Raw genomic sequence first — 20,235 nt, 5'->3', positions numbered from 1 at the left:
AGTCGACGTGCGCGTAATGGCGGTTGGCCGATTCGTATTCCACGTGCGCCGTCGAAATCGTGATGCCGCGCGCCTTCTCTTCCGGCGCCGCGTCAATCTGGTCGTAACCCTTGAACTCGCCACCGAAACGTTCCGCACCGATCTTCGTCAGCGCCGCCGTCAGCGTCGTCTTGCCGTGGTCAACGTGACCAATCGTGCCCACGTTCACGTGCGGCTTGGTGCGTTCGAATTTACCCTTTGCCATGGCTGCTTCTTCTCGAGTAGATCGTTAATGGATGGTGTTTTGCATGGAGCTTTGCAAGGTGCTGCTCTTGCAAGGTGGTGCTCACGAAAGGAATCGAACCTTCGACCTCCTCCTTACCAAGGAGGTGCTCTACCGACTGAGCTACGTGAGCATGCTGCTAAAGAACTTGCTGCTAAAGAACATGCTGCTAAAAAACGTGTTGCTTAAATTTTGCGGTATCTCGTAAAGCGCGTTGCGTTCGTTGGAGCGGGAGACGGGGATCGAACCCGCACCATCAGCTTGGAAGGCTGAGGTTCTACCATTGAACTACTCCCGCGCCGAGGGGAACTCGTATGACAACTGCTATGACACATGAAACTGGTGGAGGGAGGTGGATTCGAACCACCGAAGGCGTAAGCCAGCAGATTTACAGTCTGCCCCCGTTGGCCGCTTGGGTATCCCTCCGGATTGCGTAGATTCGATGAAGCCCAGCCGGCCAAATCAAACCGGAGTGAAACAGCCGGAGATTTTCGCCTGTAGTCCAGGCACTGTCAACCGGACATTCACTCCGATCTCCGGATAACTGATCCTGGGGATGGTGCAAGAGCGCTTCAGGGTCACTCCCGTTCAGGCTGACTCGGACGGATCTATTTGTCTGTCCTGCTCCGGAAAGTGAAGTAGTAGCGGTGGGAGCGGCGTCCCGCCGCGAGCTCTTGCCTCTGGATTTGTGCTGCAAAAGCTCGCGGCGGGACGCCGCTCCCACGTTGATGTTTAGGGCTTGGCTGCGGCAGGCGGATGAGATGGCAGCATCTCGTCCGAATACAAGGCCACATGCGGTACGCCGTCGGCGCCGATCCAGCCGCGATACATGCCTTCGGTGTTGAAAGGCGTGCCGATGGCGCCATCGGCGCCCAGCACGATGGCCCCGCCATCCCCGCCCAGCTTGGGGATGATCTGATTGATGACAGTTTCGCCAGCCTGCTGCGGGGTTTCCTTCAAATAAGCCATGCGCGCGCAGATGTCGTGGGCGGCGGCGGCGCGGATGTAGAACTCGCCCCAGCCGGTCCCGGAGACCGCACAGCCGGCATCGGCATAGGTGCCGGCGCCGATGATGGGCGAATCGCCGACCCGACCGTAACGCTTGTTGGTCATGCCTCCGGTGGAGGTACCGGCGGCCAGATGGCCTTGCCGGTCCAGGGCCACGGCGCCGACGGTGCCGAAGTGTTTGGCCGGCTCTAAATCAGGATGACCCAGATCCGTGTGGGCCTGGCCGGAAGCCTCTTCCTTCAGCGCCTTCTGCAGCTGCTGCCAGCGCTTCTCGGTGCGGAAATAAGACGGGTCGACCAACGTAACCCCTTGTTCTTTCGCGAATATTTCCGCCCCCTGCCCGACCATCATCACGTGCTCGGACTTCTCCATCACCGCGCGCGCCAGCAGGATCGGGTTCTTGACCGTGTGCACCCCAGCCACCGCGCCCGCCTTGAGGGTGGCGCCGTCCATCAGCGAGGAATCCAGCTCGTTCTTGCCATCGTGGGTGAAGACCGCGCCCTTGCCTGCGTTGAAATGGGGGTCATCCTCCAGCACGGTGATCGCCGCGGTCACCGCGTCCAATGCGGGTTTACCGGCGGTCAGCTGTTCGTGGCCCTTGCGCAGGGCCAGCTCCAGCGCCGCGCGCACCGCGGCCTCGTCGGCCGGGGTCATGTCTTTGCGCACTACGCCAGCGCCCCCGTGGATCAGCAGCACGCTGTCGTCCGGCTGTGCCGCCTGGAGGGTAGGAGCAAGCAGGACCAGCAAAGCAGCGCAAAGACGCAGTTTTTTCATCGGGATTTCCGGCTTTTTCGGGGTCGGGAGGATTTCAGTCTAACTGGCGGACTACCAAGCGGCCTTTCACCACATCGGCCTCGGATTGGAAGGCCGGGTTCTCAACAATGAAGTCGGGCAGCAACAATCGGCTTTCCGCGCCAATACCGGTGACCTTGAAGCCAGTAAAATCAAGAGCTTGCCCGGCCTGTACCCGCCCTTTCATGAATTCTCGGTAGGACTGAGGGCCATCCTTGGCAGTCAGCTCCATTAACCTCTGCGGCAATACCAGCCAGACCTTGCCGCCTGTATCGGTGAAGACCTTGCCGGTCCCATCGCCGTCGATGCACAGCGCCGTGTTTTCGTCCACGCCCAGTCCCCTGATCTCGGAGGTGGCCTGCTCTTTGGACAGACGGGCGACGAAAGTCAGCAACCGCCCCAAGCGATCGCGTGCGCCGAAATGGCTGTCGGTGATGACCCGATGCGCCGGAAGCGGGGGCAGTTGCAGGAAATCGTCGACCAGGGTGACTGCCGGGCCCATCGGATCCTTCAATGCGTCTTCCGAGGTCAGGCTGCCGCCGTCCATGGCGCCGTAGCTGAAGGCGCCCATGATGGCCAGCCCGGCGCTGGTGCCGCCCAGCGGCTTGCCGTCGCGGACATGCTGGTTGATCGCGTCGTTGAGCGGCGTGCCTTTCCAGTAGCGCACATAGTTGGCCTGATCGCCGCCGGCGATGAAGAGGCCGTCGGCCTTGCGCACGATTTCAAGCACCGCCGGATCACTGGCGGCGCGCCGGTCCTCGAACACCAGCGTCTGCGCCGCAATAATGCCGCCGACGTCCTTGAAGAATTCGTCTTGTGCTTCGGTGGAGCCGGAGGCCCGCAGGATCACGATACGGCCATGGCCGGCCTTGCCGATCATCCAGCGAAACGCTTCGTAGGGCCATTCGCCGCCGCCGACCAGCATCAAACCCGGTTGCGTCTTTTCGGGGCGCGGCGCCGTCATGTCGCCTATTTCGTAGTAGTGGTAGCCGTCGCGCTGGGCGCTGTCGCCCGTTGTCTTCGCCGCGACAGAGTCGACGCACAGAACCAGCGCCACCACGCAGCACCAGAGCCAGGCCAGGCCGGTGTTGCTGGATCGCCGGAAGGCGGTTTGCGGCTGGCTCATGTCGTCGACCTGGAAAGCGGGGTGCCGATACTGACGAATGGAGGCGCCGTTTCCCTACCCTCTTTCGTCGCCTGCGGAACGGTCGCCGATTGGGTTAAGGTCGGCGCATGAACGAATCGCTCGACGCCTGGTTCGCCAGCGAGATCCTGGTGCACGAACAGGCGCTGAGCTACTTCCTGCGCCGTTGCTGGCCGCATCGCGACGAGCTGCACGACCTGCGCCAGGAGGTCTATGTCCGCGTCTACGAGGCCGCGGGCAAGGCGCTTCCCACCACGCCCAAGGCCTTCCTGTTCGCTACCGCGCGGCACCTGATGGCCGACCGCGTGCGTCGCAGCCGGGTGGTGTCAATCGAGGCAGTGGGTGATTTCGAGTCCTTGAACGTCTTGATAGAGGAGGTGACTCCCGAACGCTGGTCGAGCGGGCGTCAGACCCTCAAGCGGCTGGCCGATGCCTTCGACCGTCTTCCCGATCGTTGCCGGGAAGTGGTCTGGCTGCGGCGGGTCGAAGAACTCCCGCAAAAGGAAGTTGCCATGCGCCTGGGTATCAGCGAGAAAACCGTGGAAAAGCACATCGCCAAGGGCGTGCGCTTGCTCGCCGAACACTTCTATGGCGGTAGCGCACCCGTTGCGGACGCGCGGCAAGACCGCGCACAGGCCGAAAATGGAAGCGAACATGGCCAGCAGCAGACAGATTGAACAAACCGCGGCGGCCTGGCTCGCCAGGCGCGACGGCGACGGTTGGGACAAGCAGGCTCAGGCGGAGCTAGAGGCGTGGCTTGCCGACGCCACCGCGCACCGGGTAGCTTTTCTGCGGCTGGAGGCGGCATGGGCGCACGGCGGACGGCTGAAGGCACTAGGAGCCGGTGTCCCGGCCGGCGAGATACCCGCGCGCGGACAATGGGCGCGTGCTTCGTTCGACATGCACGAACCCCGTGCCGCCAGCGTTGCCGACGACTCCGCACCGCAGACGGACGCAGCGAAGGGACCGCCCGACCTGCGCGAGCTGGCGTTCGCCCCACGCAGGCCGCCGCGCAATTCACGCGTGGTCGGATATGCGGGCATCGCGATGGCGGTGGTCTTGGCGGCGGGGCTGGGCTGGGGCTGGCAGCGCCATGCATCGGTGGAACAGGCGTCCTATCTCACCGCGCTAGGCGATTTGCGCAGCGTACCGCTGTCCGATGGTTCCAACGCCACGATGAGCAGCGACAGCAGGATGCAGGTGTCGCTCTCGAATGGCGAACGCCATATCGATCTGCAACAGGGAGAAGCGTTTTTTGAGGTAGCCAAGGATCCGGGCCGCCCGTTCGTGGTCAGCGCCGGCGGACGGCAGGTAGTGGCCGTAGGCACCCGCTTCGCGGTTCGCAGGGATGGCGCGGATTTGCGGGTGGTGGTGACCGAAGGCACGGTGCGACTGCAATCCGAGGGAGACGCCGGTCCGCAACGGATGCCTACTACCCTGCTTCATGCCGGCAATGTGGCGCTGGCCAGCCGCCGCGGGGTGCTGGTGCGCACGGGCACGGTGGAAGAAGCCGAACGGGATTTGGACTGGCGCAGCGGTTACGTCACTTTCCGCGATACGCCGCTGGAAGCGGCGGCGGTCGAATTCAATCGCTACAACGCACGCAAGATCGTCATGGGCGATACGGAAGTGGCGGCGATGCGCGTGGGTGGCAATTTCCGCTGGTCCAATACCGAGGCGTTCGTACGCTTGCTCGAACAGGGGTTCCCGGTCCGGGCCGAGCGCCACCCGGACCGTATCGTTCTGCATAGCCACTGATCCACCCTTCCGGGCCGCGAATGTCGATGGGGGGATTTATCGGGTTCGTTCGTCCATGTAAGTCGTGGGCGCAGTCCCGTGCGCCAATGGGGAAAAAGATGCTACGTCGTCCGTTCCGTATGTTGTTGTTGAGTCTGGCCTGCTCTGTCTCACTGACCGCCCTGGCCTCCCAGGCGCAAACTCCCACATCGGCCCCCATCAACCTCCCGGCCGGCGATCTGGTCGCCGCGCTGGATGCGCTGGCCCGTCAGTCCGGTGCGCAATTCGTTTACCGCGCCGACCAACTCCAGGGCCTGCGCACTTCCGGTGTGCAGGGCGCCAAGTCGCCACAGGAAGCGGTCGACCGCTTGCTGCGGGGCAGCCAGTTCGTCGCCCAGCGCGACGCTTCCGGTGCAATGGTCATCGTCAAACGCGCCGCGCCGGCCAAACCCAGGCCGGCCAGACAAGTTTCCATGGCGCAGCAGGCGCCGACCGCGCCCGAAGAAGCGCCGCCGGCGGTGCAGGAACTCGAAACCATCCAGGTCACCGGTTCGCGCATTCCGCGCGCGCAGCTCGAAGGCCCTGCACCGATCACCCTGATCACCGCTGAGCAGATCCAAGCGGCCGGTCTTACGTCCGTCCCGGATCTGTTGCGCTCGCTGAGCCAGAACAGCGGCAGCGTCTATGGTCAGCAGAACACCACTAACGCGCAATCCACACCCGGCGCCCAAGCGGTCGACCTGCGCGGCCTGGGACCCAATCACACCCTGGTGTTGATCAACGGTCGCCGCATCGCCGACTTTCCGTTGCCGTTGAACAGCCGCAGCAACTTCACCGACATCGGCAACATCCCGTTGGGGATGATCGACCGAGTCGAAGTGCTGACCGGCAGCGCCTCGGCCGTTTATGGCTCGGACGCCATGGCTGGTGTGATCAACTTCATCCTCAAGAAATCCACCGACGGCACCATCATCGACTACCGCTACGGCGACACCGAGCGCGGCGGCGGCGAATCTCACCGTCTGTCGCTCACTACCGGCTTCGAACGGGACAACTTCAGCGGTATCGTCGGTCTGGAACTGCTGAACAAGCGCCCGTTGTGGGGTTCCGATCGCGATGTCCAGGACTCCACGCTCGACGCACCCACGTCGCGTCGGCGCCTACCCCGACTCATCGCCCAGCTGTACGACTGGGACGATGACGTCAATATCGCCCTGGCCGACGATTGCGCGGCGTTGTCGGGGTTGAACGAAGGCACCACTGTGCTGGCGGAAGATAGGTTCGGCGAGCCCTATTGCGGTAGCGAACGCGCCATTGCCTATCGCACGATCCAGAACGAACGCAAGGGCGCCAATCTCTACGGTTCGTTCGAATATCGCTTTTCCGATGCCTTGTCCTGGTTCGCCGATGTCCAGTTGGGGCGCCAGACGGTCAAGCTGCTCACCGGCACCAACGGCAACGACGTGACCAGCGACCACATGGCCTGGGAATTCCACGACCCGAACTCTACCGACAACAACGACAAGATCTTCTACAACGCCGCCACCGGCCATTACGAAATCTGGTCGCGGCAGTTCGCACCCGAGGAAGTCGGCGGTCTGGAAAACCGCATGAACGAAACTGTCCAAAAGACGTTGGCGGTGACCACCGGCTTCAGTGGCAAGTTCGGCGAGGACTGGAACTGGGAAGCGGCCTACAACCACTCCCAGTACAAGGCCGACGTGAAGATGCCGCGCATCAAGGCCGATGTCGCCAACCGTTTTTTCCTGGGCGAACGGCTGGGCTATGACGCCGATGGCTACGCGATCTACAGCCCGGATCCGACGCGCCTGTTCACGCCGCTGACGCCGGCGGAGTTCGCCACCTTCGGCGTGATGTCCACCTGGCACCCCGTCGCCAAGAACGACAATCTCAGCTTCACGTTCGATACCACCGCCCTGTTCTCCCTGCCAGCCGGCGACGTCGGCTTCGCGGGCGCGATCGAATACGGCGACCAGTCCTACCGCATCAACCCCGATCCCCTTGCCCTGACCGCCGACGCCTACTACGGCCCGCGCTACGGCGATGGCCATGGCAGCCGCGACCACTGGAGCGCGGCGGGCGAGTTGCGCGTGCCCTTGCTGACCTCCCTGCAAGCCAGTTTTGCCGGTCGCTACGACCGCTACAGCTATGGCGACAAGGACCCGGGTAAGTTCACCTATAGCCTGGGCCTTGAGTGGCGTCCGCTGGACACGCTGTTGGTGCGCGGTTCCTACGGCACCGGCTTCCGTGCGCCGGACATGCATTACTTATTTGCGGGCGATGACTTCTACCGCACGGTCTCGACCGATTACTACCAGTGCCGCACCGACGAACCGGGCATGAGCGACGGCGACTGCTACGACGACGGAAGTTGGGATATCAACACGTTCGACGTCTACGCCGGCAACATGGAGCTGGACGTGGAAACCAGCAAATCGTTCACCGCGGGCTTCGTCTGGTCACCGAGCGCCAATTTCGACCTGGCCGTGGATTACTACAAGATCAGCGTGTCGAACCAGGTGCAGGCGCAGAGCAGGGAGCAGCTGCGCATCGACGAAGCCAATTGCCGGCTTGGCATCACTAACGACGGCGATCCGGTCGACATAACTTCGCCGACCTGCGTCGACGCGCTCGCTCGCGTCATCCGCGACGAAGACGGCACCATCACCAGCGTCCACTTCGCCCCCATCAACATCGCCAACGAAGAAACGTCGGGCATCGACGTGACCGCCAACTATCGCCTGCAAACCGCTACTGCCGGCAAGTTCAATTTCAACGCCAACTACAACTGGGCCCACAAGCACACCCGTCAACAGTACCCGGGCGATCCGACCGAGGACATGCTGGATGTCAGCTTCGCCGCCACCACTCTGCCGCGTACCAAGGGCAATATAGGCGTTAGCTGGGACCGGAATGCCTGGGGCGCTAGTCTGTTCGGCACCTACGTCGGCCGCGTCGCCAACTACGACAACGATGCATGGACGCCGGCCAGCTGGCGTTTCAATGCCGGCACCCGCTACGACATCAACGATCATCTGCGCGTGTCGCTGACCGTCAACAACCTGCTGGACAAAATGCCGCCAAGGGACGCGACCTGGGCGAACTACCCGTACTACGACACCTCGTGGTTCGACTCCATGGGACGTAGCTACTACCTGCAGATCACTTGGAAGCTGGGTGGCGAAGCGCTGTAAACGCACCGTTTCTAGCCAGGAATGAACTGGCCAGGAATGAAAACGAAAAACCCGCCTTTCGGCGGGTTTTTTTCTTGCTGCGACCGGACTCGTCGGATAGAAAAACGAAAGCCCGATCAGACGTTGAAGCGGAAGTGCAACACATCGCCTTCCTGCACGCGGTATTCCTTGCCTTCCAGGCGCAGGCGGCCGGCTTCCTTGGCCCCCGCTTCGCCCTTGTACTTGATGAAGTCGTCGAAGGAGATGGTTTCGGCGCGGATGAAGCCCTTCTCGAAATCGGTGTGGATTACGGCCGCGGCCTGCGGCGCGGTGGAACCGGCCTTCACCGTCCAGGCCCGCACTTCCTTCACTCCAGCGGTGAAATAGGTCTGCAGGCCCAGCAGTTTATAGGCCGCGCGGATCACCCGGTTCAGGCCGGGCTCGTCCAGGCCCATGTCGGTGAGGAAGGTGTCGCGGTCGGCGTCGTCCATCTGCGAAAGCTCTTCCTCGATCGCGGCGGACACCGGCACCACTTCGGCGCCCTCGGCCGCGGCGCGCGCGCGCACCGCATCCAGGTGCGGGTTGTTCTCGAAACCGTCCTCCAGCACGTTGGCGATGTACAACACGGGCTTGAGCGTGAGCAGGAACATGTCACGCACCAGCGCGAGCTCTTCCTCGTCCAGGCCGACCGTCCTGCCCGGCTTGCCGTCGTTGAGTGCGGCCTGCAGTTTGGCCAGCACCGGCTTGCGCGCGATGGCGTCCTTCTCGCCCTGCTTGGCCGAACGTTCGGCGCGGTTCAACGCCTTTTCCACGCTGTCCAGGTCGGCCAGGGCCAGCTCGGTATCGATGGTGTCGATGTCGGAAAGTGGATCGACCTTGTTGTTGACGTGGATGACGTCGTCGTTCTCGAAGCAGCGCACCACGTGGGTGATAGCGTCCACTTCGCGGATGTGGGCCAGGAACTTGTTGCCCAGACCTTCTCCGCTGGCCGCGCCGGCGACCAGACCGGCGATGTCGACGAATTCGACCGCGGTCGGCAGCACTTTCTGCGGCTTCACGATCTCGGCCAGCTGATTCAGGCGCAGGTCCGGCACCGGCACTACGCCCACGTTAGGCTCGATGGTGCAGAACGGGAAGTTGGCCGCGGCGATGCCCGCTTTGGTCAACGCGTTGAAGAGGGTCGATTTGCCGACGTTAGGCAGGCCGACGATGCCGCATTTGATGCCCATGAGTATTGCCAATGCTGAAAAGTAAAAAGCAAAGGTGCACGCTGTGACCCTTTGCTTTTGACTCTTTGCCGTCTTCATTCTTTCGAGGTATGCAACCGCGTCATCGCATCCATGAAATTGCCGGCAACCGCGAGCGGCAATGCATCGATCGCATCGTCTATGGCGCGACCGATCAGTATTTCATCGTCCTTGCCCGGCTTGCCCAACACCCAGCCCGTCACCTTGTCCTTGTGGCCAGGATGGCCGATGCCGATGCGCATCCGGTGGAACTTGCCGTTGCCCAGCAACTGCATGGTGTCGCGCAATCCGTTTTGGCCGCCGTGGCCGCCATCGAACTTGAGCCGTGCGGTGCCCGGGGCGAGATCCAGCTCGTCGTGCGCCAGCAACGCTTCTTCCGGCGCGATCTTCCAGTAGCGCAGCGCAGCGGTCACCGACTTGCCGCTGAGATTCATGTAGGTGGAAGGCTTCAACAGCCAGATCGGCTCGCCACCGATATGGATCTTCGCGGTTTCGCCGAACAACTTGCTTTCCAGGCCGAAGCGCACGCCCTCCCTTTCGGCGAGCGTGTCGACAAAGCGGAACCCGGCGTTATGCCGGGTTCGCGCGTGTTCGGGACCGGGATTGCCCAGCCCGACGATGAGACGTAATCCTGCCATCGCGAGAATCGCCGGTATGTCTGCCGGTGCGCCCGCCGAGGCGGACGCACCGTCAGGCGATTACTTCTTGGGCTCGTCCTTCTTGGTGACCTTGGCGGCAGGCACTTCGGCGACAGCGGCCGGATCGACCTCTTCCGCTTCTTCCTGGCCATACTTCGCGATCACCACGGCCACGTCGTGTTCCTTGCCCAGCTTCAGCTCGGGGATTTCGACGCCGTTCGGCAGCTTCAGATCGGACAAGTGGAGCACGGTGCCGACTTCCAATGCGGAAAGGTCGATCTCGATGAACTCCGGCAGGTCCTTCGGCAGGCAGCTGATTTCCACTTCGTTCAATTCGTGGGTGACCACGACTTCTGCGGCCTTGCCGGCCGGCGACTTCTCTTCATTGAGGAAGTGCAACGGCACCGAGACGCGCAGTGCTTCGTTCTCGTTCACGCGCTGGAAATCCAGGTGCAGGATCTGCTGCTTGAACGGGTGGCGTTGCATGTCGCGCAGCAGGACCTTCTGCACGTCGCCGCTGAGGCTCAGGTCCAGGATCGACGCGTAGAACCAGTCGTTCTGGCTGGCGAGCCAGACGTCGTTGTGGTTCAGCTGGATGCTGACCGGCTTGAGTTCGCCACCGTAAACGATGGCCGGCACGGTACCGGCGCGACGCAGGCGGCGGCTCGCACCCTTACCCTCGTCTTCGCGGCGCTGCACCTTGATTTCATGTGTGATTGCCATTTTCTTTACTACCTTCGGTTGGATGAACCGCCTCGCGGCGGTTTTGGAAGCTCACCCGCGACCAGGTGAGCTAGTTTGGCCGACAGCCGGAATGGCTGCCTGCCGATTGCTTCAGTCCACGTAGAGCGAACTGACCGATTCGCCAAAGGCGATCCGGCGAATGGTTTCCGCCAACAGCTCGGCCACGCTGAGCTGGCGGATCTTGCTGCAGCCGCTCGCGGCGGCCGACAGCGGAATGGTGTCGGTGACCACCAACTCGTCGAGCTCCGACGCGTTGACGTTGTCCACCGCCGGGCCCGACAGCACCGGATGGGTGCAGTACGCCGCCACCTTCAACGCGCCCTGCGCCTTCAGCGCGGCGGCCGCTGCGCACAAGGTGCCGGCGGTGTCGACGATGTCGTCCACCAGCACGCAGGTCTTGCCTTCCACGTCGCCGATGATGTTCATCACCGTGGACACGTTGGCGCGCGGACGGCGCTTGTCGATGATGGCCAGATCGGCGTCGTCCAGGCGCTTGGCCACGGCCCGCGCCCGCACCACGCCGCCTACGTCCGGCGACACCACGATCAGGTTTTCGGTGCCGTAGGCGCGCCAGATGTCGGCGAGCAGCAACGGCGACGCGTAAACGTTATCGACCGGCATGTCGAAAAAGCCCTGGATCTGATCGGCGTGCAGATCTACGGTCAGCACTCTGTCCGCGTTGACGGCCGTGAACATCTTCGCCGCCACCTTGGCCGTGATCGGCACCCGCGACGAACGCGGACGGCGATCCTGGCGCGCATAACCGAAGTAAGGCACCACTGCGGTGACGCTGGCGGCGGAGGCGCGCTTGAGCGCGTCCACCAGTACCAGCAGTTCGACCAGATTCTCCGCGCTGGGCGCGCACGTCGGCTGGATCACGAACACTTCCTGCCGCCGCACGTTTTCCTCGATTTCCACCTGCACTTCGCCATCGGAGAAGCGCGACACCATCGCCTTGCCCTGGCGTATGCCGAGTTCGCGACAGATGCTGGCGGCCAACGGCTGGTTGGCGTTGCCGGAAAAGACAAGCAGGTTGCGTTCGTCTTGCATGTCGTGGGTCCGGTGATGGGAATGCGGAATCGGGAACAGGGAATGGTCAGGCTTTGGAGCTTGGCCATTTCCGATCCCATTCTCCGTTCCCGGAAAATTGGCTGGGGCGGAAGGATTCGAACCTACGAATGCCGGGATCAAAACCCGGTGCCTTAACCACTTGGCGACGCCCCAGTAATTTGTTTTTAAAGCTTCTTCGTCAGGGAGGCGTGCAACGGCGAGCGATCCGCGCCCGCCGCGATCCAGGCGCGTAATCCTTCCGGCAACCCAGCAAGCGCGGCTTCAGCGGAAGCGCGATCGGTGAACTCGACGAAACAACCGCTGCCGGACCCGGTGAGGCGTGGCGTGCCGATCCGCGAAAGCGTAGCGAACACCGCCTCAATGGCGGATTCGCGACGACGCAGGACCGGCTCGAACGCATTGCCGAGCAAATTTCCCGAAACGTAGTCCGCTATTTTCGCGGGTGCAGCATTGCGCGTCAAATCAGGGGCTTGGAACAAGTCCTTGGTGGGCACATGAATTCCAGGATCGGCCAGCACATACCAAGCGGGAGCAAGCGGGATCGGGGTTAATTCCTCCCCCACTCCTTCGGCCCAGGCGTTCTCACCGCGCACGAAGACGGGGACATCTGCGCCAAGCTGTAAGCCTAGGGCAGCCAACCGGTCCGGACTTAGATCCAGTCCCCACAAATGGTTCAAGCCAACCAGCACGGTAGCCGCATCCGACGAACCCCCGCCAAAACCTCCGCCTGCAGGAATACGCTTTTCGACGGAGATGTCTGCACCTTGACCGACTTTGTCTTCCGATTGCAGCAGACGAGCCGCCCGGACTGCCAAATCATCCGCCTCGGCCACGCCTTCGACCGACACACCAAGCCGGACGATTTGGCCATCACCACGAACGCGCAAATGCAAAGTGTCCCCCCAGTCCAGCAGCCGGAACACAGTCTGCAGCTGGTGGTAACCGTCCTGACGACGGCCGGTGATCTGCAGGAACAGGTTCAATTTGGCGGGCGCCGGCCATTCCGACCAGCCCTCTTCCGCTGCGAAACCGCTCATTGGGCGGTGAAGTCCCAGCGGTCGACGATCAAGCGCACGGTCGCCCGGTCGCGCCGGGCCTCGATCCTGCGCGGTAGTTGCGGTTGTTGGCCTGCGGCGTCGAACCACTCGGCGTAATCGATGCGCCAACCCCCTTGCTCGAGCGTCTGCAGGCGGCCCTCAGCGGAAAAAGCCTGGTTTTCGCTCGGCAGACCCTCGGCGGAGAGACCCTGGGCCCAGCGCGCCAGCGCGTTGACCGGTATGTCCCAGCCGGTCGCCTCTAACAACAAAGCCTCGGCGTCCTCGCCTTCGCGCACGCCGCCCTCCAAACCCTCCAGCCGCCCGGCTTCGGAGTGGGTGTCGCCGATCAGCCGCCAGCTCTGGCGGGTGACTGGGGCGCTCAACGAAATCACATAGCGCGGTCCGTCCTGCTGCCAGTCGATCCTGCCGTTACCGCCTTTGCCGGCGTTGTTGATGGCCACGCGACCTTCGAACGACCATTGCCGATGAAGGTCGAGCCACGCCGCACGCTGTGTCTGGACTTGCTCGGCGGCCTGTATCGCTTTCGGTTCGGATAACGCTGGCGGTAGCGAGGCCTGCGGCGCCCGCGTCGCGCATCCCGCCAGTATCAGCGACACGCCCACCGCCATCAAACGTGGGAGGGAGATCATGCGCCGGTCTTCTCCAGCGCGCGCTGCAGCGAGCGGTTTTCGGAGTCCAGCTTGCGTGATTCCTCGAAGAACTTGCGCGCCTCTTCCTGCTTGCCGGTGAACCACAGCACCTCCGCGATGTGCGCCGCGATTTCTGCGTCTTTTTGCAGGGTGAAAGCGCGGCGCAATTCGACCAGCGCCTCGGCGTTACGGCCCAGGCGATAGAGAACCCAACCGTAGCTGTCGATGATCGCCGCTTCGTCGGGCTCGGCCGCGCGCGCGCGGTCGATCAGCTCAAGCGCTTCCTGATAACGGGTGGTGCGGTCGGCCAGGGTGTAGCCGAGCGCATTGAGCGCAGCGATGTTTTCCGGATCGGTGACCAGGATCTTGCGCAGGTCGGCTTCGGCGCGATCGATGCGGTCGCGGCGCTCCCAGGCCAGGCCACGCGCATAGAGAAGCGCATTGTCGTCCGGGTAGGCGGCAAGCCCGCGCGCCAGCACGTCCAGTTCGCCCGCATCGTCATCGTCTTTCTGTTTCAACTCCGCTTCCAGCAGGTAGGCGCCGCGTCGCGCCTCGTCGTCGGCGCTGGCGTCGCCCTGCAGCGCGCGGGCATCGGCGAAGGCTTCTTCCTTGTGGCCCAGTTCGAACAGGACATTGGCGATGCGCAAGCGCGCCTCGGTGCGTTGGGGACCGCCGGGAACGCCCCGGTACCAGTCCAGCGCTTCCTGCGGGCGCTTGAGAAACTGCGCGATCTGTCCGATCAGCAATCGGCGCTCGGGGTCCGGCTTGCCAGCATCCTTGCGCAGTTCGTCGTACAGCACGGTCAGTGTCATGGTGTCTTCGGCCTTGGCCAGCAGCGAGGCGCGCAAGCCATAGCTCTGGTTGTCCTGCGGGCCGCGCGCCAAGGTGGCCGCCGCTTGCTTCGGATCGCTCATCGCATCGTATTCGGCGGCGATGGCCAGCCGCATTTCCGGCGTCAGTACGGCCGCGCTCGACAAATCGGTCAGTATTTTGCGCGCTTGCTCGGTGTCGCCGGCTTGGCGAAGCTGGCTGGCATGCAGCAAGGCGACCCGCGGCTCGCTCGGGAAGCGTTTCACCGCTTCGCCCACAATGCGTTCGGCCAGTTTCGGCTGCTCCAGCGACTGCGCTAGCCCGCCGAAGGCCAGCCAGGCCTGCAGATTCGCCGGGATCGCGCCAGCGTCAACGAAACCATCCAGCAGCCGCGCCGACAACGCCGGATCGCGACCACCGCTGCCCAGCACGGTCAACGCGTAGCGCCAGCCCATGTCTTCCTTGTCGCGCAGCAGCGCGTCCAGTTCGCGTTGCGCGCTAGGAGCGTCGTTCTTGCGCAGCGCCAGCGCGGCCTCGGCCGCGCGCATGGCCAGCGACTGGGGCGCACGCTGCCGCCAGAGCTTCAGCGCTTGGGTCGCACTGGCGTCATCATTGGCCAGCAGGGCGATGCGGGTGGCGCGCTCGGCCAAGCCGGCGTCGTCGTCCGCCTGGGCGGCCTGCAGATACCAGCGCGAGGCCTCGGGCAACTGGCCGGCCTGCAAAGCGAACTCGCCGGCCATTACCGGGGTCAGCGCATCCGGGGACTTCGCAGTCTGGGATTTATGGGGCGCGGGGGCGGCCAGCAGGGGGCAAGCCATGGATAGGAATAGCAGTACGCCAACGGTGATACGAATCATTGCGGGCATGTAGACCAGCCGGGCCGTAAAATGGCGGCCTTCGAATGGCCAGAAGCTTAGCGCAAGCACCTGAACGATGACGTTGTGGGTACTAGGACTCAATCACCAGACCGCGCCGGTCGGCTTGCGCGAGCGCGTCGCGTTCGATGCCGCGGCCCTACCCGGCGCGCTGGCGTCCTTGCGCGCCCTGCCCACTGTGTCCGAGGCCGCGGTGCTTTCCACCTGCAACCGCACCGAGCTATACGCCATCGCCGAGGATGGCCAGGCGCTCAGCGCTTGGCTGGCCACGCATGCCGAGGGCCTGGACGGTTACCTATACCGGCATAGCGATGCGGACGCCGTCCGGCATCTGTTCCGGGTGGCCACCGGCTTGGATTCGATGGTTCTGGGCGAACCGCAGATCCTGGGCCAGGTGAAGGAAGCCTGGGTCGCCGCGCGCGAACATGGCGCGCTGGGCAATGGACTGGACCGGCTGTTCCAGCAGACTTTCGCCGTGGCCAAACGCGCGCGCACCGATACGCGCGTCGGCGCCAACCCGGTCTCGGTGGCTTCCACTGCGGTGAGGCTGGCGCAGAATTCGTTCGCACGCCTCGATGAATCCACCGTGCTGCTGATCGGCGCCGGCGAAACCATCGAACTGGCCGCGCGTCATTTAAGCGAAGGCAAGGTGAGGCGCCTGCTGATCGCCAACCGTACCCTCTCGCACGCGCAGGAGCTGGCCACGCGACACGGCGGCTACGCGCTGCCCCTCACCGAACTGGACCGGCACTTGGCGGAAGCCGACGTGGTGTTCTCCGCGACCGCCAGCCGCGAACCCGTCGTCGCCCATGCGCAGGTCGCTGCCGCGTTAGCCCGGCGCAAGCACAAGCCGATGCTGCTCTTCGACTTGGCGGTACCGCGCGATATCGAACCCGGCGTGGCCGAGCTGGACGACGCCTATCTGTATACGGTCGACGATCTAGAGCGCGCGGTCGAGGACAACCGTCGTGGCCGCCGCGAAGCCGCCGATGCCGCCGAAGTGATCATCGAACTGCAGGTCGCGCGCTACATCGAGAACCTGCACGCCAGCTCGCGCCAGGAACCGCTCAAGCGCCTGCGTGCGCATGGCGACGCCGCGCGCGAAGACGTGCTGGCCAAGGCGCGCCAGCAACTGGCCAACGGCCGCAATGCCGAAGAAGTGCTCGACTTCCTGGCCCACACCCTGACCAATCGTCTGCTCCATCCGCCGACTGCCGCACTGCGCGAGGCGGCATTGTCCGGCGATGCGGAACTGGCGCGCGCCGCGGACAAGCTGTTCCCCGCGCAAGCGCCCTACTCGCACCTCAAGAAAGAAGATGACGCCGACCCTGCGCCGTAAACTCGAAGCGCTGGCCGAACGCCGCGAAGAACTCGAACGACTGCTGTCCGAACCGACTGTGGTCGCCGACAACGACCGTTTCCGCAGGTATTCGCGCGAGTTCTCGCAGCTCGAGCCGGTCTCCATCGCATTGGCCGAGGAAGCCAAGGCCAAGCGCGATCTGGCCGCCGCCGAAGCATTGCGCAACGATTCGGAGATGCGCGAACTGGCCGAAGAAGAAATCGCCAGCGCGCAAGCGCGTTTGCTGCAACTGGAGGACGAGCTTTCGCTGCTGCTGGTGCCCAAGGATCCGCGCGACGATTCGGATCTGTTCCTGGAAGTGCGCGCGGGCACCGGCGGCGACGAAGCGGCGATCTTCGCCGGCGACCTGTTCCGCATGTACGCGCGCTATGCCGAACGCCAGGGCTGGAAAGTGGAAGTCGAATCCGAGAACCCGGGCGAGCACGGCGGCTACAAGGAGATCGTGGCCAAGATCATCGGACGCGGCGCCTTCTCCCGCTTCAAGTTCGAGTCGGGCACCCATCGCGTGCAGCGCGTGCCGGAAACCGAATCGCAAGGCCGCATCCATACCTCGGCCGCGACCGTCGCCATCATTCCCGACGACGACGCGGTGGAAGAGATCGTGATCAACCCGGCCGACCTGAAAGTGGATACCTTCCGCTCTTCTGGCGCGGGTGGCCAGCACGTCAACAAGACCGAGTCGGCGATCCGCATCACCCATATTCCCAGCGGCCTGGTGGTGGAGAACCAAACCGCGCGCTCGCAACACGCCAACCGCGAACACGCGATGAAGCGCTTGAAGGCGCAGCTGCTGGAGGCCGAGCGCAGCAAGCAAGCCGCAGCACAGGCCGAGTCACGCAAGCTGCAGGTCGGCAGCGGCGACCGCAGCCAGCGCATCCGCACCTACAACTTTCCACAGGGACGCATCACCGACCATCGCGTGGAAGGTCTCACCCTGTACGATCTACCCAACATCCTGCAGGGCGGCCTGGACGAATTGCTGGAACGCTTGAGCCGCGAACACCAGGCCGACGAACTGGCGCGATTGACCGAAGCTGCGTAGTCGGGGCTACTTCCCTGACATCGGACACCACGTGCGTCGGGGGCGTAGCCCCGACCTACCGCAATAAGGAGATGGCATGAGTATCGAGATTCGGCGCGCCGGTGTGGACGACACGGATGCCATCGCACCGTTGTTCGATCTCTACCGCGTGTTCTACCAACAGCCCTCGGATCTGGCGCTGGCTCGCCGCTTCATCGGCGAGCGGTTGGAGCACGAACAGTCGGTAATCCTGTTGGCCGAACTCGACGGCAAGGCGGTCGCGTTCACCCAGTTGTTCCCTTCATTCTCTTCCGTGCGCGCTGGGCGTTCTTGGATCCTCAACGATCTTTACGTACAGGCTTCCGCACGTCGCAGCGGCATCGCTCGCGCTCTGCTGCAGGCGGCTGCCGACTTCGCCAGGGCCGACGGCGCGATCCGGCTGGAACTGGAAACCGATCCGGACAACCGCAGCGCCCAGTCGCTTTATCGGCACATGGGCTGGGAGCCTTACGAGGGCACGCTGCGCTTTCGATTGCAGCTGCAGGACTAGCCTGCGGCGCAGCCCAAAGCAGCATTTGAGCCCGAATGCCGCTCACCGCCTCCATGGGTTAGGCTTTGCAACATGACTGCCAACTCAGAACTGATTCCCCTGCGCTTGTGCGTGCTCACCGTTTCGGATTCGCGCACACTCGCCGACGACAAGTCGGGCGACTACCTGATCGGCGCGCTCGAAGCGGAAGGACACGCGCTGGCCGAACGCGCCCTGCTGCCGGACGACCGTTACCGGCTCCGTGCGCTGGTTTCGAAATGGATCGCCGACGACGCTATCGACGGCGTGCTGGTCACCGGTGGCACCGGCTTCACCGGCCGCGACTCCACGCCCGAAGCGCTGCTGCCGCTGCTGGATAAAGAAATGCCGGGCTTCGGCGAACTGTTCCGCGCGATCAGCTTCGACGAGATCGGTACTTCGTCGCTGCAGTCGCGCGCCTTCGCGGGCCTGGCCAACGGCACGTTCGTGTTCTGCCTGCCCGGATCGACCTCGGCGTGCACCACCGCCTGGGAGAAGATCATCCGCGCGCAATTGGATGCGCGCACCAAACCCTGCAACCTCGCCACCCTGCGTCCCCGCTTGAAGGAGTAAGCGTATGCCGCTCAACACGCTGCAACTGCTGGCCAAGGCCAGCGGCCTCACCGCCACCGATATCGCAACGGCGATCCCACGCGCGGGCGTGGCCACGGTCAAAGCCTGGCTGAGCGGCGACAAGCTTCCGGGTAAGGAACAGGTCAACGCGCTGGCGCGCACGTTCGGCGTACCCGCGGGCGCTTTGCTCTCGGAACTGGCCAGCACCTTCGATCCGGCGCGCACCAAGGGCGAACACGATCTTCTGGCGGCCTACCGCTCGCTCAACACCAAGCAGCAGGGCGCAGTGCTGGAAGTGGTGCGCACCATGGCCGATACGCATGCCGTCAGCCGCAGGAAAGCGAAGAAATGAAGAACCTCAAGCGCAAGGAATACGAGAAGCTGCTCGAGCCGTTGCAACTTGAACTGGTGGGCATGTCGCGATGGTTGCAGCACAGCGGCAAACGCGTAGTGGTAGTGATCGAAGGCCGCGACACCGCCGGCAAGGGCGGCGTCATCAATGCGATCTCCGAGCATCTCAACCCGCGCCAATGCCATGTCGTGGCGCTGTCCAAGCCGAGCGAGCGCGAGAACACCCAGTGGTATTTCCAGCGTTATGTGCCTTATCTGCCAGCAGCCGGCGAGATCCTGTTGCTGGATCGCAGCTGGTACAACCGCGCCGGCGTCGAGAAGGTGATGGGTTTCTGCAACGACGACCAATACCGGGCTTTCCTGAAGCAGGCGCCTGTGTTCGAGCAGTTGCTGATCGACGACGGCATCCTGCTGTTCAAGTATTGGCTGACGGTGGATCAGTCCGAACAGGAAGAACGTTTCGCCGAACGCCTGGAGGACCCCCTCAAACGCTGGAAGCTGTCGTCCATCGATGTTCAGGCGCGCGCCAAGTACGCGGACTACACCAAGGCGCGCGAAGCCATGCTGAAAGCAACGCATACCAAGGACGCCCCTTGGACGCTGGTGGATTTCAACGACCAGCGACGGGGACGACTCACCCTCATTAGCGACCTGCTGCATCGGTTGCCGGACACCCAGGTGCCGGATGCGAAGCTCGACTTTCCGCCGCTGAAGTCCAAGCCGCTGAAGGAACGCTTCAGCGTGGTCAAGCCCATTGCCGGTTACGGCGCCAACGACTGACCGACGGGACACGCCTGCTTGGCTCGCCGGATGACTGTCGTGTCGCGATGCCCTGACGAAATGACTTTCTGCCGACACCTTTAAGTGTCCGGCATACGCTCGCGCGTTGCTCATGCTGTCCATTCATGGCTTTCTCTGACCTACGTAGGACAATTCAAAGACGCGGCACGACACCTGCTTAGCGTCGTTTCGGCACCCTGCGGACATCCGAATCGCACATTGCATTTCTTAGTGTGACGATCGCAGCAATATGCGCACGCGATGCCTTGACACGACTATCGTTGCCCACCAGTGTCGGACCCGCCCAACAGCGCCGCACATCGCATGCAGGTGCACCGTTCACGGCCTTGTAACAGCCAGCAACACCTTTGTC

The 20,235-nt window shown here is 63.5% G+C and carries 19 protein-coding genes and 4 tRNA genes; 9 read left to right on the top strand and 14 right to left on the bottom strand.

Translation table 11 applies throughout. The annotated features are described in order from the left end of the window. The 6 genes from AC1DTQ_RS12895 to AC1DTQ_RS12870 all read right to left on the bottom strand — a co-directional run. Positions 1-244, bottom strand: a 244-nt coding sequence (locus tag AC1DTQ_RS12895) for a GTP-binding protein (RefSeq protein WP_477850062.1), incomplete at its 3' end; no start/stop codon positions are given. A gap of 75 nt (positions 245-319) precedes the next feature. Next, positions 320-395 (bottom strand) — tRNA-Thr (locus AC1DTQ_RS12890). A gap of 91 nt (positions 396-486) precedes the next feature. After that, positions 487-560 (bottom strand) — tRNA-Gly (locus tag AC1DTQ_RS12885). Between the two features lie 42 nt (positions 561-602). Further along, positions 603-688, bottom strand: a tRNA-Tyr gene (locus AC1DTQ_RS12880). 306 nt (positions 689-994) lie between these two features. Continuing rightward, positions 995-2,044, bottom strand: coding sequence for an isoaspartyl peptidase/L-asparaginase family protein (locus AC1DTQ_RS12875; RefSeq protein WP_477850061.1), 1,050 nt, complete (start codon positions 2,042-2,044; stop codon positions 995-997). Between the two features lie 34 nt (positions 2,045-2,078). Then, the gene (locus AC1DTQ_RS12870) at positions 2,079-3,188 is read right to left on the bottom strand and encodes a cyanophycinase (RefSeq protein ID WP_477850059.1); all 1,110 of its coding nucleotides are present in this window, start codon (positions 3,186-3,188) and stop codon (positions 2,079-2,081) included. Positions 3,189-3,295: 107 nt separating this feature from the next. Between AC1DTQ_RS12870 and AC1DTQ_RS12865 the strand changes: the two genes are divergently transcribed. From AC1DTQ_RS12865 to AC1DTQ_RS12855, 3 genes are all read left to right on the top strand, one after another. Further along, the gene (locus AC1DTQ_RS12865) at positions 3,296-3,883 is read left to right on the top strand and encodes an RNA polymerase sigma factor (protein ID WP_477850058.1); all 588 of its coding nucleotides are present in this window, start codon (positions 3,296-3,298) and stop codon (positions 3,881-3,883) included. Further along, the gene (locus tag AC1DTQ_RS12860) at positions 3,861-4,964 is read left to right on the top strand and encodes a FecR family protein (RefSeq protein WP_477850057.1); all 1,104 of its coding nucleotides are present in this window, start codon (positions 3,861-3,863) and stop codon (positions 4,962-4,964) included. Before AC1DTQ_RS12865 ends, AC1DTQ_RS12860 begins: the two co-directional genes overlap by 23 nt. A 98-nt stretch (positions 4,965-5,062) precedes the next feature. Next, positions 5,063-8,158 (top strand): TonB-dependent receptor domain-containing protein, encoded by a 3,096-nt coding sequence (locus AC1DTQ_RS12855; RefSeq protein WP_477850056.1) that lies wholly within the window; start codon positions 5,063-5,065, stop codon positions 8,156-8,158. A gap of 116 nt (positions 8,159-8,274) precedes the next feature. Here AC1DTQ_RS12855 and ychF read toward each other — a convergent pair whose 3' ends face one another. The 8 genes from ychF to AC1DTQ_RS12815 all read right to left on the bottom strand — a co-directional run bounded on the left by ychF (position 8,275) and on the right by AC1DTQ_RS12815 (position 15,200). After that, the gene (gene ychF / locus AC1DTQ_RS12850; protein ID WP_477850054.1) at positions 8,275-9,366 is read right to left on the bottom strand and encodes a redox-regulated ATPase YchF; all 1,092 of its coding nucleotides are present in this window, start codon (positions 9,364-9,366) and stop codon (positions 8,275-8,277) included. A gap of 74 nt (positions 9,367-9,440) precedes the next feature. Then, a complete protein-coding gene (pth, locus tag AC1DTQ_RS12845) occupies positions 9,441-10,022 on the bottom strand; it encodes an aminoacyl-tRNA hydrolase (RefSeq protein ID WP_477850053.1) in 582 nt (193 codons plus the stop codon). A gap of 60 nt (positions 10,023-10,082) precedes the next feature. Continuing rightward, complete coding sequence (locus AC1DTQ_RS12840; RefSeq protein ID WP_477850052.1) at positions 10,083-10,745, bottom strand: 50S ribosomal protein L25/general stress protein Ctc; 663 nt, start codon at positions 10,743-10,745, stop codon at positions 10,083-10,085. A gap of 111 nt (positions 10,746-10,856) precedes the next feature. Further along, positions 10,857-11,816 (bottom strand): ribose-phosphate diphosphokinase, encoded by a 960-nt coding sequence (locus tag AC1DTQ_RS12835; protein WP_477850051.1) that lies wholly within the window; start codon positions 11,814-11,816, stop codon positions 10,857-10,859. A gap of 98 nt (positions 11,817-11,914) precedes the next feature. After that, a tRNA-Gln gene (locus AC1DTQ_RS12830) sits at positions 11,915-11,990 on the bottom strand. A gap of 11 nt (positions 11,991-12,001) precedes the next feature. Beyond that, entirely contained in the window at positions 12,002-12,874 is an 873-nt protein-coding gene (ispE, locus tag AC1DTQ_RS12825; protein WP_477850049.1) for a 4-(cytidine 5'-diphospho)-2-C-methyl-D-erythritol kinase, read from the bottom strand. Next, entirely contained in the window at positions 12,871-13,524 is a 654-nt protein-coding gene (gene lolB, locus AC1DTQ_RS12820; protein WP_477850048.1) for a lipoprotein insertase outer membrane protein LolB, read from the bottom strand. Before lolB ends, ispE begins: the two co-directional genes overlap by 4 nt. Beyond that, positions 13,521-15,200, bottom strand: coding sequence for a tetratricopeptide repeat protein (locus AC1DTQ_RS12815; protein ID WP_477850047.1), 1,680 nt, complete (start codon positions 15,198-15,200; stop codon positions 13,521-13,523). Before AC1DTQ_RS12815 ends, lolB begins: the two co-directional genes overlap by 4 nt. A gap of 67 nt (positions 15,201-15,267) precedes the next feature. Here AC1DTQ_RS12815 and hemA point away from each other — a divergent pair, with 67 nt between their 5' ends. The 6 genes from hemA to ppk2 all read left to right on the top strand — a co-directional run bounded on the left by hemA (position 15,268) and on the right by ppk2 (position 19,862). Continuing rightward, positions 15,268-16,548, top strand: a complete 1,281-nt coding sequence (hemA, locus tag AC1DTQ_RS12810) for a glutamyl-tRNA reductase (RefSeq protein WP_477850046.1) — start codon at positions 15,268-15,270, stop codon at positions 16,546-16,548. Next, a complete protein-coding gene (gene prfA, locus AC1DTQ_RS12805) occupies positions 16,526-17,611 on the top strand; it encodes a peptide chain release factor 1 (RefSeq protein ID WP_477850044.1) in 1,086 nt (361 codons plus the stop codon). The genes hemA and prfA overlap by 23 nt, the downstream gene beginning before the upstream one ends. Positions 17,612-17,687: 76 nt before the next feature. Next, positions 17,688-18,140: an N-acetyltransferase family protein gene (locus tag AC1DTQ_RS12800; RefSeq protein ID WP_477850043.1), complete on the top strand. Its 453-nt coding sequence runs from the start codon at positions 17,688-17,690 to the stop codon at positions 18,138-18,140. A gap of 72 nt (positions 18,141-18,212) precedes the next feature. Continuing rightward, a complete protein-coding gene (gene moaB / locus AC1DTQ_RS12795) occupies positions 18,213-18,731 on the top strand; it encodes a molybdenum cofactor biosynthesis protein B (RefSeq protein WP_477850042.1) in 519 nt (172 codons plus the stop codon). A gap of 4 nt (positions 18,732-18,735) precedes the next feature. After that, complete coding sequence (locus AC1DTQ_RS12790; RefSeq protein ID WP_310095682.1) at positions 18,736-19,083, top strand: hypothetical protein; 348 nt, start codon at positions 18,736-18,738, stop codon at positions 19,081-19,083. Next, on the top strand, positions 19,080-19,862 hold the full coding sequence (ppk2, locus tag AC1DTQ_RS12785) for a polyphosphate kinase 2 (protein ID WP_477850041.1): 783 nt from the start codon (positions 19,080-19,082) through the stop codon (positions 19,860-19,862). Before AC1DTQ_RS12790 ends, ppk2 begins: the two co-directional genes overlap by 4 nt. Positions 19,863-20,235 lie beyond the last annotated feature (373 nt).

The organism is Pseudoxanthomonas sp. P4_B2, assembly GCF_056402315.1.
The sequence above is the reverse complement of the archived record's forward strand: the minus strand, read 5'-3'. Positions and strand labels throughout refer to the sequence as shown.